We start from the raw sequence: 15,071 nt of genomic DNA, 5'->3' as shown, positions 1-15,071 counted from the left end.
CCATGGCCGTCGCCGAAGCGCCCTCCGCCGTCCGTCCCCCGGCGGCCGCGACCCGGTCGGGCGCGTCCGCGGTGACGGCCGGACTCGTCCTCCTCGTCGCCGCCCTCGCGGTCGTCGACATCACCCAGGGCACCGCCGCCGTCGGGCCGGCGCAGGTGTTCAAGGCCCTGACCGGGCAGGCCGATCCGGCCGACGCGTCCGTGGTGATCGCCTCCCGGCTGCCGCGCATGGCCGCGGGGATCCTGGTCGGCGTCGTCCTCGGCATCGCGGGCGCCGTCCTGCAGGCCGTCAGCCGCAACGTGCTCGCCTCGCCCGACACCCTCGCGGTGAACGCCGGTTCGTACCTGGCGCTCGGGCTGGTCGGCGCGACCGGCGTCTCCCTGCCGCTGCTCGCCTCCTCGGGCGTGGCCTTCGCGGGCGGGCTGGTGGCCGCGGCCGTGGTGCTCGCCCTGTCCGGCCTCGGCACGGGCACCGTACGGCTGGTGCTGGCCGGCACCGCGCTCGCGCTGGGCCTGAACTCCCTCACCGAGGGGCTGCTGCTGCTGTTCCCGCAGCAGACGGAGGGCCTCTACCAGTGGAACCAGGGCAGCATCGGCCAGAACGGCTTCGACGGCGTCCTGCAGATGCTGCCCGTCGCCCTGGTGGGGCTCGCCGGGCTGCTGCTGGTCGCCCGGCGGGTCGACGCGCTCGCCCTCGGCGACGACGCGGCGCGCGGGCTGGGCGTGCCGGTGCACGCCACCCGCGTCACGGTGGTGGTGCTGGCGGCGCTGCTGTCCGCGGCGGCCGTCACGCTCACCGGCCCGCTCGGCTACGTCGGGCTGTGCGCGCCCGCCCTGGTCCGTCCGCTCGCCCGCCGGTTCCGGGGTTTCACCCGCGCGCGGGCGGCGCTGCCCGCGGCGGGGCTTGCCGGGGCGGCGCTGGTGCTCGGCTCGGACGTGCTGCTGCGGGCCCTGATCCCGGCGGACACGGCGGTCGGCGTGCCCACCGGCATCGTCACCAGCCTGGTCGGGGCGGTGTTCCTGGTGGCGACGGCCCTGCGGCTGAAGGACACGGCCGGGGTGGAGGCACCGGACCGGCTGCGCGTCCCCGGCCGGACGGCGTTCCTGGCCACGGTGACCGCCCTGGCCGCCGTGGTCGTCGCCGTCGCCCTCGCCGGTGTCCTGCTGGGCGACGCAAAGCTCCTGCTCGGCGATGTCGCCAACTGGGCGCTGGGACGGGCCGGTCAGACCGTCTCCTTCGTCCTGGACACCCGTGTGCCGCGGGTGCTGGCGGCACTCTGCGCGGGCGCCGCGCTCGCCCTGGCCGGCACGCTGGTGCAGGCCGTGACCCGCAACCCGCTGGCGGAGCCCGGGGTGCTGGGCGTCTCGGGCGGCGCCGCGCTCGGTGCCGTGCTGCTGGTGACCACCGTGCCCGCCGCCGGCTCCTGGGGCGTCGCGGGGGCCGCCTTCGCGGGCGCGGCGCTGGCCTCCGCCCTGGTCTTCGGGCTCGCCGCCCGCGGCGGCTACCAGCAGAGCCGGCTGGTCCTCGTCGGCATCGGCGTGGCGGCCGGGTCGACGGCCCTGATCAGCCTGCTCATCGTGCTCACCGACCCGTTCAACGCCACGAAGGCGCTGACCTGGCTGTCCGGTTCGACGTACGGGCGGACCACGGCGGACGTCGTGCCCGTCGCGCTCGTACTGGCCCTGGGGCTGGCCGTCGCGGTCGCCCGGCGCACCGAGCTGGACCTCGTCTCGCTGGACGGGGACACCCCGCGGCTGCTGGGGCTCGGACTGCCCCGGGCCCGGCTCGGCTTCCTGGTGGTGGGCGTGCTGCTCGCGGCGACCGCCGTCGCCTCGGCCGGCACCATCGGCTTCGTGGGCCTGGTAGCGCCGCACGCGGCCCGGGCCCTGGTGGGCCGGCGGCACGTGCGGGTGGTGCCGGTGGCCGTGCTGCTCGGCGCCGCGCTCGTCGGCACGGCCGACCTGCTGGGCCGGACCGTGATCGCCCCGGCCCAGCTGGGCGCCGGCCTGATGACGGCCGTGATCGGCACCCCGTACTTCCTGTGGCTGCTGGTCCGGAGCCGGAGGGCGGTCTGAGGCCGGTGTCAGGGGCGGTCGCCGTCCCGTCGCGCCCGGGGGCTGAAGACGTACAGGCCGAGGATGTCCGGCAGCGGGGCGACGCCCGGGCCGCCTGCGCGGACCCAGGAGACGACGTCCTCGGTGGCGTCCGGGTCGTTGACCAGGCCGAGCCAGACCGGCCTGGCACCGGCGGCCCGGCCCGCGGCGGACGGCTGCACGACGACCACGTTGGCCTGGTCGCAGACGTCGAGGCAGTCGGAGACCCGCACGGGCGCCGCCGCACGCAGGCGCTCGGTCTGGGCCGCGTGGTCGACGCCGGTCACCTTGGGGCTGCCGCAGCAGCAGTCGCGGCACACCACGATGCGGCACGGCGGAGGGCCGCTCGGGGTGTCGTCCAGGGGTTCGCCGGCCGGCGTCGCGGGCATGCCGCACCTGCCCTCTCTCCGGGGAGATCCGCCCCGGTGGTCCGTGGAGGAGGCGACCGCGTGAGTCTCCTGGCTCTCGGGTCGACGCCGGTCCCGGCCTTCCCACCCGCTCGCGGGCAGTGGCATGTCGGGACCGGCTCGCCGATCACAGTGGCGGGACCGCGCCGGATTCACACCGGCTTCCTCGTCCGCCGTCGCCTTTGTCGCCGGTCATCATTCCACGGGGCCGTGACGGGGTCAGGACCGCCTGAGCGGGTTCGGCAGCGGCAGGTAGCGGGCGTCGGCGCCGTCCGCGCCCGTCCAGCGCAGCAGCAGGTTCGTCTTGGCGGGGAGCGTCGGGGAGGCGAGCAGGGCGGGGATCTCCGGCAGGTCGTGCCGGGCGAGTTCGCGCCGGGCGGCGGGCCAGGGGTCGAACCCGGGCCGGCGCTCGGCGAGGGCGCCGCCGATCTCGGTGAGGTGGTTGACGACCAGGCAGTACACCAGCCGCTCCCAGCCGGCCGCGCGCTCCACGTCCGGCAGCAGCTTCACGCCCTCGGCGTCCCGGTACAGCACCTGCACGGGCATGCCGTCGGCGTCCACGGCGACCAGTGTGTTCTGCAGATGGGCCTCGACGACGACGCCGTGCCCGGCGAAGGCCGCCAGGACCGGGGGCACGGCGTGGGACAGATAGGCCTCCCACCAGGCCTCCGGGTGGGTGACCCGGTCGAGCGGGTTGCCGTCGAAGCCCTCGACGAGACCGGCCGCGAGCAGCGGGGTCGCCCCGGGCACGAGGCGGCCGGCGAAGCCGTCGCGGACCAGGACGGCCAGGGCCTCGAAGGCGAAGCATCCGGTGCGGTACCCGCGGTCGCCGAGCCAGCCGGGCGGGCCGTCGTACGCCGCGAAGGCCGCGCTCGTGGCGGAGTCGGTCCGGCGCAGGGCGAGCAGGTCGTGGCGCCAGAGCCGGCGGATGTCGTTGGTGATGCGCACGTCCAGGCTGAACTTCAGGAACAGGTCCCGCCCGGGGACGTAGAGGGTGCGGATCGCGGCGGTCGGCCAGGTGTCGCAGGCCGTGGTGCCGAGCCGGAGGAGTCTGCCGTCCGCGAAGGCGGGGGCCAGCTCCCGGGCGGCCAGGCCGAGCTGCCAGGGGTGGGCCGGGAGCAGCCGGTAGCCGGGCGGGGCCGTGCCGAGGGCGTCGAGGGCGGCGGTGTCGCCGTCCTCCACGACGGTGTCCTCGCGCAGGCCGAGCAGGACCAGCGGGAAGCGGGCGTACGCCTCGGGCGCGTACGGCAGCCAGGCCGCGGCGGGGCCGCCGCCGCGGGCCTTGGGGGCGGGGTGGTGGGTGTGGCCGGTGAGCAGGCACTGCTCGGACCGCTGGTAGAGGTCGTCGGGCGGGGTGGTCCCGGCGCGGGCGGCGAGCAGCGCGGCCACCACGTCGCGGCTGTCGGTCATCTCGGCGGGCAGGCCGGGGTTGTCCAGACCGGTGCGCCGGCGCAGTTCCCCGGCGACCAGGTCGACCAGCTCGGTGTGGCCGAGGCGCCGCCAGGCACCCCCCGCCTCGACCTCGGGCGCCGCGGGCCGCCGGGTTGCGCGCACGCGCAGCAGGCGGTCCCCGCCGGGCAGGTGGTACACGCGGTGTCCGCCCTCCTCACGCACCGGCCGGGCGACCTCGCGCAGCAGGCAGTTGAGCAGGGGCACGGCGGCGTACGCGTCGGCGAGACGCCCGATGGCCGGGTCGTCACCGTGGGCCGAGTCGTCGTCGGCGGGCGGGGGCATGAGGTCCACGCGTTCCACTCGTCCCTACGGTCCTTCCAGCGTTCCGGGCGGAGATGATCAGTATGTCGGTCGTCGCCATCCCGCTGTGACGCCCTATTCGTACCCGAGGAGCCCGCCCGTGCACCGTCCCCCCAGCGCCGAGGCCGAGGTCGCCGACGAGCTGTCCGTCGTCCGGCCCGGACTCCTGCCGCGGTACGAGGCCGAACTGCCCGGTGCCCGGGCGGCCGTGCTGTCCCGCCTGTGGCGCGGCCTGACCCATGATCCACTGCCCTGGGTGACCGGCGGGCGGCGGTGCCGGGACGGACTGACCCTGTCGCTCGCCGACGGCCGCCGGCTGCACGGTCCGCTGCCCGATCCGTACGCGACCGGGGCGTACGTCACCGCCGTGCGGCTCGACGGGAGGGAGTACGCCGATCCGGCACGGCTGATGACAGACCTGGGCGTGCCGCACTCCGCCTCCTTCGCGGCCGAACTCGGGCACGGCGTCGCCTCGCTGGCGCTGTCGAGGGCGGGGCAGGAGGAGGACCGCCGGGCGTGGCCGGAGTGGGACTGGGAGTGGGAGCAGCGGATCGTCGACGGGCACCCGTTCCACCCGACCTGCCGCTCCCGGCCGGGCTTCTCGGTCGCCGAGCAGCTGGCCTACGGGCCCGAGCACCGGCCGGTGGTGGAGCTGGGGCTGGTGCCGGTGCCGGCGGCGGAGTGCCTGGTCAGTGGCGTGTGGCCGGAGGAGCTGCGGGACGGGGGGCGCGTGGTGCTGCCGGTGCACCCCTGGCAGGCGGCGCACGTGCTGAAGCGGGCGTGCGAGGAACACCGTCCCGGGCATCCGCTGATGTCCCTGCGGACGCTCGCCCTGCCCGGCGGGCCGCATGTGAAGACCTCGCTGAGCGCCCGGCTGACGTCCTCGGTCCGGGACATCTCGCTGCCCTCGGTCGCCGCCTCCGCGCTGCTGTCGGACTTCGCCGCGCTCCCGGCCGCGCGCACGGACGGGCTGCTGCACGTCACCCGCACCCTGGGCGCGGCGGCGGCCGGCTCGCCCGATTTCGCGGCCGTGCTGCGGGAGTCGCCGCAGACGTACGCGGGCGGCGGTGAGCGGGTGCTGCCGGTGGCCGCCCTCGCCACCACCGAACTGCCCCGCAGCGCCGCCTGGCTGGCCGGCTTCGCCCGTCTCGCCCTCACGGTCGGGCTGCGGTTGCTGGAACTGGGCGTGGCCCTGGAGGCGCACGGCCAGAACCTCCTGGTCGTCCTGTCGCCGGCGGGCGACCCGCTGCGGCTGGTCTACCGCGACCTGGCCGACATCCGCGTCAGTCCGGCCCGCCTCGCCCGGCATGGCATCGCGGTGCCGGAGCTGCCCGCCCGCATGGTCACGGACGACGAGCGCACCCTGCGCCGCAAGCTGTTCGGCTCCCTGGTGGCGGGCGCGCTGGCCGGGACGGCCGGGTCGGGCGAGGCGCTCACGGCGGCGCTGGAGACGGCTCTGGGGGACCTCCCGGAAACCGCGGACCTCGCGGCCCTGCGGGCGGAGCCCCTGCCCACCAAGGCGCTGACGCTGATGCGGCTCTCGCCCCGGACGCCCGGGGACCAGTGGGCGGAGCTGCCAAATCCGCTCCGCTGAACGCCGTGGTGGAGTGCGTCGGTGCGGACGGCCCGGGTGATCAACGGGATCCGCGGACGATCGCCCGTACGCGGTCGGGGAGACCCGTACGGCCCGGGGCGGTCACCCGCACCCTCGGAGGCGGGCACTCGTACGGCCGGAGGCGGGCACCCGTACGGCCGTGGGCGGGCACCCGTACGGCCGTGGGCGGGCACCCGTACGGCCGGGGATGGGCACCCCTGGGGCCGGAGGCGGGCACCCCTGGGGCCGGAGGCGGGCACCCCTGGGGCCGGAGGCGGGCACCCGTGGGGCCGGAGGCGCAGTACGGCCGGAGGCGTGCAGTACGGCCGGAGGCGGGCACCCGTGGGGGCCGAGGGCACCCGTACCCTCCCTCGCCGCCCTGACCGCCGCTCCCCCCTCACCGGCCGTGCCGCGTCTCGCGCAGGGTCTTCGCGAGGGGGCCCTCTCCGGTCACCTCGACCCGGCCCTCCCGCACGGCCCGGACCAGGTCCAGCTCGCCCCGGCTGAGCGCCGTGCACGTGGCCGTGTCCAGGGCCAGCAGGGCGTCGGGCTCCGCGGGTGCGGGTCCGTCACCGTACAGCGGGCCCTCCCCGGCTCCGGCGTACAGGTGGAACCTCCCCTCCTCCAGGCGCACTTCGACGAGTCCCTCGCCGTCCAGCAGGCGCAGCAGGGGGAGCGCGAACCAGTGCGCCCGGACGGCGTCCGTGGGCCTGCGCTCGCCGAGTTCGCCCTGCCCCCACTCCCCCAGCGCCTGCAGCACCGGCAGCAACTCGCGCCCCCTGGGGGTGAGTTCGTAGACGTTCGCCGCGCCGGGCGGCGGGAGCCGGCGCCGGGTCGCCAGGCCGTCGCGCTCCATGTCCCTCAGCCGGGAGGCGAGTACGTCCGTGCTGACGCCGGGCAGGTCCGCGTGCAGGTCGGTGTAGCGGCGGGGGCCGGCGAGCAGTTCCCGGACGATCAGCAGGGTCCAGCGGTCGCCGACGACGTCGAGCGCGCGGGCGGCGGAGCAGTACTGGTCGTAGCTTCGGCGAGGTGGCATGCGACGCAGTCTAGACAAGTTGTTGGACTTTCCAAGCGCCTACTTGGTAAAACCAAGCAACACAAGTCGGCAGAGGGGAAGCGGCGCATGGAGTTCCGGCAGTCGAGCAAACTCAGCGAGGTCTGTTACGAGATCCGCGGCCCGGTGATAGAGCACGCCAACGCCCTGGAGGAGGCCGGCCACAGCGTGCTGCGCCTGAACACCGGCAACCCCGCGCTCTTCGGGTTCGAGGCGCCGGAGGAGATCCTCCAGGACATGATCCGGATGCTGCCGCAGGCGCACGGCTACACCGACTCGCGCGGCATCCTCTCCGCCCGCCGGGCCGTGGCCCAGCGCTATCAGACGCTGGGCCTGGAGGTCGGCGTCGACGACGTCTTCCTCGGCAACGGTGTCTCCGAGCTGGTCTCCATGGCCGTACAGGCACTGGTCGAGGACGGCGACGAGGTCCTGATCCCCGCGCCCGACTTCCCCCTCTGGACGGCGGTGACCACTCTCGCCGGCGGCAAGGCCGTCCACTACCTGTGCGACGAGCAGGCCGACTGGTACCCGGACCTGGACGACATGGCCGCGAAGATCACCGACCGGACGAGGGCGGTCGTGATCATCAACCCGAACAACCCCACCGGCGCGGTCTACCCCCGGGAGATCGTCGAGGGCATCCTCGACCTCGCCCGCCGCCACGGCCTGATGGTCTTCGCCGACGAGATCTACGACCAGATCCTCTACGACGACGCCGTGCACCACTCGGCCGCCGCCCTCGCTCCGGACCTGGTCGTCCTCACCTTCTGCGGCCTGTCCAAGACCTACCGCGTGGCGGGTTTCCGCTCCGGCTGGCTGGTGGTCACGGGCCCGAAGCAGCACGCCAGGGACTACCTGGAGGGGCTGACCATGCTGGCCTCCATGCGGCTGTGCGCCAACGCGCCCGCCCAGTACGCCATCCAGGCCGCGCTCGGCGGCCGGCAGTCCATCGGCGAGCTGACCGCGCCGGGCGGGCGGCTGCGGGAACAGCGGGACGTGGCCTGGCGCAGGCTCAACGAGATCCCCGGCGTCAGCTGCGTGAAGCCGAAGGGCGCGCTGTACGCCTTCCCCCGGCTGGATCCCGAGGTGTACCCGATCCACGACGACGAGAAGTTCGTCCTGGACCTGCTGCTGCGGGAGAAGATCCAGGTGGTGCAGGGCACCGGCTTCAACTGGCCCGCGCCCGACCACTTCCGGATCCTGACGCTGCCGTACGCCGACGACCTGGAGGCGGCGATCGGGCGGATCGGGCGGTTCCTCGCCGGCTACCGCCAGTAGGCGCGGTTGTCAGTGGCGGGTCGTAGCCTTCGAGCAGATGGGCCAGTGCCCTGAGACCGGCCGGAGAGGAGCACTCCGTGACCCGACCGCCGACCGCCGCGCAGCGGCGTGTGATCGACGCCGCCGACCCCGTGACCGGACGGCTGCGGGGTACGCAGGCGCAGCTCGCCGCGCTGGTCAAGCGGGGTCTCGCCTTCCGCCACCCCCGTCCGCCGCACGAGCACTTCCTGACGCCGGAGGGGCACCGGATACGGCAGGGTGTCACCGGGGAGCCCGAACCGGCCGGGTCCGGGGAGGACCCCGCCCCCACGGGCGTGTTCGCGGCACGCACCGGCGGCGAGCCGGATCCTCCGCGGCCGGGGCCCGCCCGGCGCCGTGAGGTGCACAGCGCCTGGCAGGGGCTGCTGGAGCTGCGCCGGATGACCAACCCGGACGGGGCGGTGGACCGGCCGTGCGGCTGGGAGCGTGCGCACCTGGTGCGGGCCGCCGCGCTCGCGCTGGAGGCGGCGGGCCACCGCCCGGCCGGGCCGGACGACGGGGGCTACCGGGTGCGCGAGACCCCGCAGCCGGAGGCCGTCGCCGTGTACGAGCCGGACGGCGAGGCGCTGCGGACCTGCGCGGCCACGCTGCAAGGGGCGGGCTGGCAGGTGAGCGAGCACCGCGAGCCGCGCACCGCAACCCGGTATCTGCTGGCTTCACCGCGCCGGGCGTGACGCGCGTGCCAGGATCGACGGATCGTTGCACAGGGCACGGGACGCCCGTGCGAGGAAGTCCGGCGCGAGAAGGGAAAGCCGTGAGCGAGCCGTTTTCCGTCCCTGTGACCGTCCGTGGATGCGAGACGGACGTGCAGGGACACCTCAACCAGGCGGTCTATCTGAACTACGCGGAGCACGCCCGCTGGTCGCTGCTCCAGGCAGCCGGGATCAGCCCCATCGGCCCGTCTCCCCCTCGTTCCCCGGCCCCCTGGCCCCGGCCGACGGTGAGCCGACCGGGGCAGCAGCCTCCTATGCGGAGTCCGTGGGGTTCATGAGGCGGCCGGTGCCTTGCGGGCGCTCGTGAGCTCCTCGCCCGGTTCCATCGGGTGGGTCACGTCGTGGGCGTCCCGGCCCTTCCGGCCCAGGTGGTTGAAGACCAGGTTCAGCAGCACCGCCGCCACGCAGCCGGTCGAGATGCCGGAGTCCAGGACGATCCGGGCCGTCTCGGGGAAAGCGTGGTAGAACTCCGGCGCCGTGATGGGGACGATGCCGACGGCCAGGGAGACGGCGACGATCAGGACGTTGTTGTCCTTGTCCAGGCCGGCCCGGACAAGGGTCTGGATGCCGCTGGCCGCGACCGAGCCGAACAGGACCACGCCCGCCCCGCCCAGCACCGGGCGCGGTACGACGGCGATCAGCGAGGCGGCCATCGGGCACAGGCCCATCAGCACCAGGAACCCGCCGCCCGCGGCGACGACGTACCGGCTGCGGATCCTCGTCATCGCGACCAGGCCGATGTTCTGCGCGAAGGCGCTGCACATGAAGCCGTTGAAGAGGGGGCTGAGTGCCGAGCCGAGGGTGTCGGCGCGCAGGCCGGCCGCGATGGTCCGCTCGTCGGCCGGGCGGTCGACGATCTCGCCGAGGGCCAGCATGTCGGCGGTCGACTCGGTCATCGACACCACCATCACCACGCACATCGAGATGATCGCGGCGAGCTGGAACTGCGGGGCGCCGAAGTGGAACGGGGTCGGGAAGCCGATGACGGCCGCGTCCGCGACCGGGCCGAAGTCCGTGACGCCGAACGGGATCGCGATCAGCGTGCCGGCCACCAGGCCCAGCAGCACGGCGATCTGCTTGACGAAGCCCCGGGTGAAGCGGCGCAGCAGCAGCACGATCAGCAGGGTCCCGCCCGCCAGGCCCAGGTTGGTCGCCGAGCCGTAGTCGTCCGCGGCCGGATTCGGTCCCTGCGCCCAGCCGAAGGCGACGGGCAGCAGCGATATGCCGATGAGGGTGATCACGGATCCGGTGACGACCGGCGGGAAGAAGCGGATCGCCTTGCAGAAGACGGGGGCGGCGAAGAAGCCCAGGAGTCCGGCGACGATGACCGCGCCGAAGATGACCGGCAGGGCGTCGGACTTGTCCTCGGTGGAGGCGACGATGGCGGTCATCGGGGCGACACCGGCGAAGGTGACGCCGTTGACGAACGGCAGCCGGGCGCCGATCTTCCAGATGCCGAGGGTCTGCAGGAAGGTGGCGAGGCCCGCGGTGAACAGGCAGGCGCCGGTGAGGAAGGTCAGGTCGGTGGCGGTAAGGCCGATGGCCGCGCCGACGATCAGGGGTGGGGCGACGACTCCGGCGTACATGGCGGCCACGTGCTGCAGGCCGGTCGTCGCCATCTTGAGCGCGGGGAGTTTTTCGTCAACGGGGTGGTCGGCCACGGCGGCGTCCCTCCGGTCGGTTACACGGCTGCGCCGAGCGGCGGCCGTGGGTGTCAAGGAGGTGGTGCGGGTGGTCGTGCGGGACCTGGTGACGGGTGGCTGTTCCGGGGCGCGCGCGTGTGCGCGCCCCGGAACAGCCGCCGCGGACCCCGCTCGGGTCCACGGCCACCGGACGGGAGCCGTCCCTCCCGGCCGGAGTATCCGGGTGGTCAGGCCTCGGCGGCGATCCGCGCCAGGCGCCGGGCCTCGTCGCGCGTGGCGCGGGCGATCGCGTCCTCGTCGGCGGTGAGCAGGCGCCCGTCCTCGACGATCTGCCGGCCGTTGACGAAGGAGGCGGTGACCGGGGCCGCCGCGCCGAGGACGAGGGCGGTCACCGGGTCGGCGATGGAGGCGTGGGCGAGGGTGTCCATCCGCCACAGGACCAGGTCGGCGAGCTTGCCGGGCTCCAGGGAGCCGATCTGAGCCGCCCGGCCGAGGACCTGGGCGCCGCCGTACGTGCCGAGGCGCAGGGCCTGGCGGGCGTTGAGCGCGGCCTCCTTGTGGCCGCCGAGGCGGTTGATGAGCAGGGCGTTGCGCAGCTCGGTGTGGAGTTCGCCGGACTCGTTGGAGGCGGTGCCGTCGACGCCGAGGCCGACGGGGACGCCGGCGGCGAGCATGTCGGGGACGCGGGCGATGCCGGCCGCGAGGCGGGCGTTGGAGGAGGGGCAGTGCGCGACGCCGGTCCGGGTGCGGGCGAAAGCGGCGATGTCGGAGTCGTTCATGTGGACGCAGTGCGCCATCCACACGTCCTCGCCGAGCCAGCCGGTGGACTCGAAGTAGTCGGTCGGGCCCATGCCGAACAGCTCGTGGCAGAACTTCTCCTCCTCCACGGTCTCCGAGCCGTGGGTGTGCAGCCGGACACCGAGGCGGCGGGCCAGCTGGGCGCCGTCGCGCAGCAGTTCGGTGGAGACGGAGAAGGGCGAGCAGGGGGCGACGGCGACCTGGGTCATGGCGTCGAAGGAGGCGTCGTGGTGCCGGCGTACGGTCTCCTCGGTGGCGGCCAGGGCGCCGTCGAGGGTCTCCACGGCGAAGTCCGGGGGCAGGCCGCCGTCCTTCTCGCTGCGGTCCATGGAGCCGCGGGCGAGGGTGAAGCGGACGCCCATGTCGCGGGCGGCGCCGATGATCGCGCCGGAGAGGTCGCCGGAGCCGTGCGGGAAGACGTAGTGGTGGTCCATGGCGGTGGTGACGCCGCCGCGGGCCATCATCGCGAGCGAGCCCTGGGCCGCCGCGCGGACCATCGGCTCGTCGATGCGTGCCCAGGTGGGGTAGAGCGCGACGAGCCAGTCGAAGAGGTTGTGGTCGGTGGCCAGGCCGCGGGTGATCCACTGGTAGAAGTGGTGGTGGGTGTTGATCAGGCCGGGGGTCACGAGGTGGCCGGAGGCGTCGATGCGGCGGGCCACGTTCGCCAGGCCCTCGGGAGCGGCGCCCGCGCCGAGGGATTCGATGCGGTTGCCGGCGATGACGACGTGTCCGGAGGCGTACTCGGTGTCGTGTCCGTCGACGGTCGCGATCGCACAGTGCTCGATGACGATGCGCCGGTCTGCTGCCATGGTTCGTCCTTTGCGCTGATGTGGGCAGGGCACGGCAGGACCCCGGGAGTTTGAGTGCCGTGGCCGGGGGACGGGTTCCCCCGGCCACGGGTGCCGAAAAAGGGAACGTCAGAGGTTGGTGAGGTCCACCGGGATGCGCGCCTCGCTCCCCTCGCGGAGGATCGTCGCCTCGATCAGGCCGTAGGGGCGGTCGGCGGCGTAGTAGACCTCGTTGTCGTTCTTCAGCCCGAACGGTTCCAGGTCGACCAGGAAGTGGTGCTTGTTCGGCAGCGAGAAGCGGACCTCGTCGATCTCGCTGCGGTGGTTGATGATCCGCGCGCCCATCTGGTACAGCGTCTGCTGCAGCGAGAGCGAGTACGTCTCGGCGAAGGCCTGGAGCATGTGCTTCTTCACCTGCTCGTAGGACTTCTCCCAGTTCGGCATGCGCTCGTCGTCGTCGGTCCAGTTGAAGCGCCAGCGGCCGGAGACCTCGGTGGCCAGGATGCGGTCGTAGGCCTCCTTCAGGGTCGTGTACTTGTCCTTGACGTAGCCCCAGAACTCGGAGTTCGTCGAGTTCATCACGACCAGGTCCTTCAGGCCCGAGATCACCTCCCACTTCTCACCGTCGTAGGTGATCTGCGTGAGGCGGGTCTCCTGGCCCTTGCGGACGAAGGAGTGCTTGACCTCGTCGGCGCCGATGAACTGCGAGTTGGCGTCGGAGGCCTCGATCCGCTCCCAGGCGTACTCCTCGATGCGGATCCGGGCCCGGTGGATCGGCTCCTGGCTGGTGACGAAGTGCCGGGCCAGGTGGATGCCGAACTGCTCGGCGGACTCGATGCCGTGTTCCTTGGCGAAGGCGAACACCGTGTTCTTGGTGGTGTCGGTCGGCAGGACGTTGGCGTTCGAGCCGGAGTAGTGCACCTCGTCCATGTCGCCGCTCAGCGCCACGGACACGTTCAGGTCCTTGATGTGGTGGGTGGCGCCGTCCCGCGTGATCCTCACGACTCGGTTCTCGGCCTTGCCGTACTGGTTCTGTCCCAGCAGGACAGGGCGGCCGGGGCGGGAATTGACGGTCATTGAGCTAGCTCCCTCGGTATACGGAGTAGCCGAACGGGTTGAGCAGCAGCGGTACGTGGTAGTGCTCGCCCGGGACGACGGCGAAGGTGATCGCCACCTCCGGGAAGAACACGCCGGCGCCGCTGTCCCGATTCGCGGGGGCGTCCTGCTGCGCATCGGCTTGCTTCTTCTCGAAGTACGGTTCGACGGCGAAGTCGAGCCGCACGTGGGTGGTTCCCTCCGGCAGGGCCGGAAGGTCCTTGCACCGGCCGTCCGCGTCGGTCGCCGAGCCGCCGAGCGCCTGCCAGCCGGCCGCACGCCCGGGCCGGGCGGACAGGTGGACGGCGACGCCCTCGGCCGGGCGGCCGGCGCTGGTGTCCAGGATGTGCGTGGACACGGACGCGGTGGCGGAGGTGCTCATGGTGCGGTCAGTCCTCTTCGACGAGTCGGGCCAGACGGATGCGGTTGATCTTCCCCAGTTCGGTGCGGACGATCTCCCGCTCCCGCTCCGGCGTGTTGCCGATCCGCTCCCGGACCGCGTCGCGCATCTGCTCGCCGGTGCGGCCGGTGGCGCAGATCAGGAAGACATGGCCGAACTTCTCCTGGTAGGCGAGGTTCAGCTCCAGCATCTCCGCCTTGAGCTCGTCGGAGGCGCCGGCCATGCCGCGCTGTTCGCGGGCCGAGGTGGCATCGCCGGGCCTGGGGCGGCCGATGGGCGGGTGACCGGCCATCGCCTCGTCGAGGTCCGGGGCCGTCAGCTCCGCCGTGGCGGCGTCGCTCGCGGCGTACAGGTCCTCGGGGGTGGCGTAGGGGCGGGCGGCGAGCAGGCGTTTCGCCCACGCCGTGGAGGCGCACGCCTCGTGGAGCGCGGTGAGGGCCGCGTGCTCCTCCAGGGTGTTGAACCGGGCCAGCCCCGGCGGCGTGGAAGTGGAAGTCACGGGAGCCTCCGTGGCCGGATGCGGCCGTCGTGCTGAACGGGCGTGCCGATAGCTAACGCCCTTCCGCGACAGCGCGTCAACAGTTTGTTGAAAATTCGCGGCGGGGAAACAGCGCGGAAACCGAGCGGCGGCGGCGCGGCCCAAAGAGGCCGGGGAGGGCCGGTCAGGACCCCTTCTCGCGGTTGAGGTAGTTGTAGACGGTGAAGCGGCTGACGCCGAGGGCGCCGGCCACCGTCTCCACGCCGTGCCGTACGGAGAAGGCTCCGCGCGCCTCCAGTATGCGCACGACCTCCTGCTTGGCCTTGCGGTCCAGGTCGGCCAGCGGCATGCCCTTGCGGCGCTCCATGGCGGCCAGGATGTGATCGAGGGAGTCGGCGAGCTGCGGCAGCCGTACGGCGACGGCGTCGCGGCCCTCCCAGGACAGCACGACGTCGTCGGGTCCGGCCTCGTCGGGGGGCATCATCTCGCCGCCCATGGCGTCGACCAGGGGCTTCACGGCCGCGATGAACGGCTCGTCCCCCGCGCCGGTCATGCCCGGTCCTCCTCGACCACGTTGACCTGGAGCGAGATCCGGGTGGCGCCGGCCTCCAGGGTCCTGCGGAGCAGGGCGTCCACGGCGGCGAGCACCGCGTCGGCACCGCCCTGCGCGGTGTTGCCGAACGGGCCGACGTCCACGGCGTCCAGTTCGGCGGCCTCCACGACCTCGCGGGCGACCAGCGCGTGCGCGGGCGCCTCGTCCAGGTCGAAGGGCTCGGTCGTGAACTCCACCCTCAAGCGCATAGCGCCCCCTCACCGTGATGACCTGCGCCGTCACCGGCCCGCCCACGACGGGGCGGACGCGGCGGCGACCGGCGGACACGCCGGGCCCGCCACGAGGCGACCCTAGCCGACCCACGGGCGGGCGGGGCGGGCCACACC

The 15,071-nt window shown here is 73.8% G+C and carries 14 protein-coding genes, 1 pseudogene and 1 riboswitch; of the genes and pseudogenes, 5 read left to right on the top strand and 10 right to left on the bottom strand.

The annotated features are described in order from the left end of the window. Positions 1 to 2: 2 nt before the first annotated feature. Positions 3 to 2,075, top strand: a complete 2,073-nt coding sequence (locus ABTZ58_RS02040; RefSeq protein WP_351349422.1) for an iron ABC transporter permease — start codon at positions 3 to 5, stop codon at positions 2,073 to 2,075. A gap of 8 nt (positions 2,076 to 2,083) precedes the next feature. On the opposite strand, the gene ABTZ58_RS02035 is transcribed toward ABTZ58_RS02040, so the two are convergent. Together ABTZ58_RS02035 and ABTZ58_RS02030 are read right to left on the bottom strand one after the other, a co-directional pair. Further along, positions 2,084 to 2,482, bottom strand: a complete 399-nt coding sequence (locus tag ABTZ58_RS02035) for a (2Fe-2S) ferredoxin domain-containing protein (protein ID WP_351349419.1) — start codon at positions 2,480 to 2,482, stop codon at positions 2,084 to 2,086. 62 nt (positions 2,483 to 2,544) lie between these two features. Then, a riboswitch (cobalamin riboswitch) is annotated at positions 2,545 to 2,668 on the bottom strand. Positions 2,669 to 2,719: 51 nt separating this feature from the next. Beyond that, a complete protein-coding gene (locus ABTZ58_RS02030) occupies positions 2,720 to 4,252 on the bottom strand; it encodes an IucA/IucC family protein (protein WP_502995989.1) in 1,533 nt (510 codons plus the stop codon). A 100-nt stretch (positions 4,253 to 4,352) separates the two neighbouring features. Here ABTZ58_RS02030 and ABTZ58_RS02025 point away from each other — a divergent pair, with 100 nt between their 5' ends. Further along, positions 4,353 to 5,846, top strand: a complete 1,494-nt coding sequence (locus ABTZ58_RS02025; RefSeq protein ID WP_351349416.1) for an IucA/IucC family protein — start codon at positions 4,353 to 4,355, stop codon at positions 5,844 to 5,846. A 397-nt stretch (positions 5,847 to 6,243) separates the two neighbouring features. Here ABTZ58_RS02025 and ABTZ58_RS02020 read toward each other — a convergent pair whose 3' ends face one another. Beyond that, positions 6,244 to 6,882 (bottom strand): winged helix-turn-helix transcriptional regulator, encoded by a 639-nt coding sequence (locus ABTZ58_RS02020; RefSeq protein ID WP_351349413.1) that lies wholly within the window; start codon positions 6,880 to 6,882, stop codon positions 6,244 to 6,246. An 87-nt stretch (positions 6,883 to 6,969) separates the two neighbouring features. Here ABTZ58_RS02020 and ABTZ58_RS02015 point away from each other — a divergent pair, with 87 nt between their 5' ends. The 3 genes and pseudogenes from ABTZ58_RS02015 to ABTZ58_RS02005 form a co-directional block, all read left to right on the top strand. Beyond that, a complete protein-coding gene (locus tag ABTZ58_RS02015) occupies positions 6,970 to 8,178 on the top strand; it encodes a pyridoxal phosphate-dependent aminotransferase (protein WP_351349410.1) in 1,209 nt (402 codons plus the stop codon). Between the two features lie 77 nt (positions 8,179 to 8,255). Beyond that, positions 8,256 to 8,891 carry a hypothetical protein gene (locus tag ABTZ58_RS02010; RefSeq protein ID WP_351349407.1) on the top strand — a complete coding sequence of 212 codons (636 nt, stop codon included), beginning with the start codon at positions 8,256 to 8,258 and terminating at the stop codon, positions 8,889 to 8,891. An 80-nt stretch (positions 8,892 to 8,971) separates the two neighbouring features. Further along, a pseudogene (locus ABTZ58_RS02005) lies at positions 8,972 to 9,106 on the top strand (acyl-CoA thioesterase); the annotation flags it as partial. Between the two features lie 96 nt (positions 9,107 to 9,202). Here ABTZ58_RS02005 and ABTZ58_RS02000 read toward each other — a convergent pair. From ABTZ58_RS02000 to ABTZ58_RS01970, 7 genes are all read right to left on the bottom strand, one after another. Further along, positions 9,203 to 10,591 carry a nucleobase:cation symporter-2 family protein gene (locus tag ABTZ58_RS02000; RefSeq protein WP_351349404.1) on the bottom strand — a complete coding sequence of 463 codons (1,389 nt, stop codon included), beginning with the start codon at positions 10,589 to 10,591 and terminating at the stop codon, positions 9,203 to 9,205. 209 nt (positions 10,592 to 10,800) lie between these two features. Continuing rightward, entirely contained in the window at positions 10,801 to 12,180 is a 1,380-nt protein-coding gene (locus ABTZ58_RS01995; protein WP_351349401.1) for an 8-oxoguanine deaminase, read from the bottom strand. A gap of 108 nt (positions 12,181 to 12,288) precedes the next feature. Continuing rightward, positions 12,289 to 13,236: a factor-independent urate hydroxylase gene (gene pucL / locus ABTZ58_RS01990; RefSeq protein ID WP_351349398.1), complete on the bottom strand. Its 948-nt coding sequence runs from the start codon at positions 13,234 to 13,236 to the stop codon at positions 12,289 to 12,291. 4 nt (positions 13,237 to 13,240) lie between these two features. After that, entirely contained in the window at positions 13,241 to 13,636 is a 396-nt protein-coding gene (uraH, locus tag ABTZ58_RS01985) for a hydroxyisourate hydrolase (RefSeq protein ID WP_351349395.1), read from the bottom strand. A 7-nt stretch (positions 13,637 to 13,643) separates the two neighbouring features. Further along, complete coding sequence (gene uraD / locus ABTZ58_RS01980) at positions 13,644 to 14,153, bottom strand: 2-oxo-4-hydroxy-4-carboxy-5-ureidoimidazoline decarboxylase (RefSeq protein WP_309095804.1); 510 nt, start codon at positions 14,151 to 14,153, stop codon at positions 13,644 to 13,646. Between the two features lie 163 nt (positions 14,154 to 14,316). After that, on the bottom strand, positions 14,317 to 14,685 hold the full coding sequence (locus ABTZ58_RS01975) for a helix-turn-helix domain-containing protein (RefSeq protein ID WP_351349391.1): 369 nt from the start codon (positions 14,683 to 14,685) through the stop codon (positions 14,317 to 14,319). Further along, entirely contained in the window at positions 14,682 to 14,933 is a 252-nt protein-coding gene (locus ABTZ58_RS01970; RefSeq protein ID WP_351349388.1) for a hypothetical protein, read from the bottom strand. Before ABTZ58_RS01970 ends, ABTZ58_RS01975 begins: the two co-directional genes overlap by 4 nt. Positions 14,934 to 15,071 lie beyond the last annotated feature (138 nt).

The organism is Streptomyces sp. NPDC094143, from assembly GCF_040303825.1.
GTDB lineage: Bacteria > Actinomycetota > Actinomycetes > Streptomycetales > Streptomycetaceae > Streptomyces.
This window is presented reverse-complemented; position numbering and strand designations above follow the sequence as displayed.

What these genes read in the sequence shown, in the direction of transcription:
- ABTZ58_RS02040 (WP_351349422.1), top strand. Translation starts at nt 3, where the DNA reads ATGGCCGTCGCCGAAGCGCCCTCCGCCGTCCGTCCCCCGGCGGCCGCG.
- ABTZ58_RS02035 (WP_351349419.1), bottom strand. Translation starts at nt 2,482, where the DNA reads ATGCCCGCGACGCCGGCCGGCGAACCCCTGGACGACACCCCGAGCGGC.
- ABTZ58_RS02020 (WP_351349413.1), bottom strand. Translation starts at nt 6,882, where the DNA reads ATGCCACCTCGCCGAAGCTACGACCAGTACTGCTCCGCCGCCCGCGCG.
- ABTZ58_RS02015 (WP_351349410.1), top strand. Translation starts at nt 6,970, where the DNA reads ATGGAGTTCCGGCAGTCGAGCAAACTCAGCGAGGTCTGTTACGAGATC.
- ABTZ58_RS01995 (WP_351349401.1), bottom strand. Translation starts at nt 12,180, where the DNA reads ATGGCAGCAGACCGGCGCATCGTCATCGAGCACTGTGCGATCGCGACC.
- pucL (WP_351349398.1), bottom strand. Translation starts at nt 13,236, where the DNA reads ATGACCGTCAATTCCCGCCCCGGCCGCCCTGTCCTGCTGGGACAGAAC.
- uraH (WP_351349395.1), bottom strand. Translation starts at nt 13,636, where the DNA reads ATGAGCACCTCCGCCACCGCGTCCGTGTCCACGCACATCCTGGACACC.
- ABTZ58_RS01975 (WP_351349391.1), bottom strand. Translation starts at nt 14,685, where the DNA reads ATGACCGGCGCGGGGGACGAGCCGTTCATCGCGGCCGTGAAGCCCCTG.
- ABTZ58_RS01970 (WP_351349388.1), bottom strand. Translation starts at nt 14,933, where the DNA reads ATGCGCTTGAGGGTGGAGTTCACGACCGAGCCCTTCGACCTGGACGAG.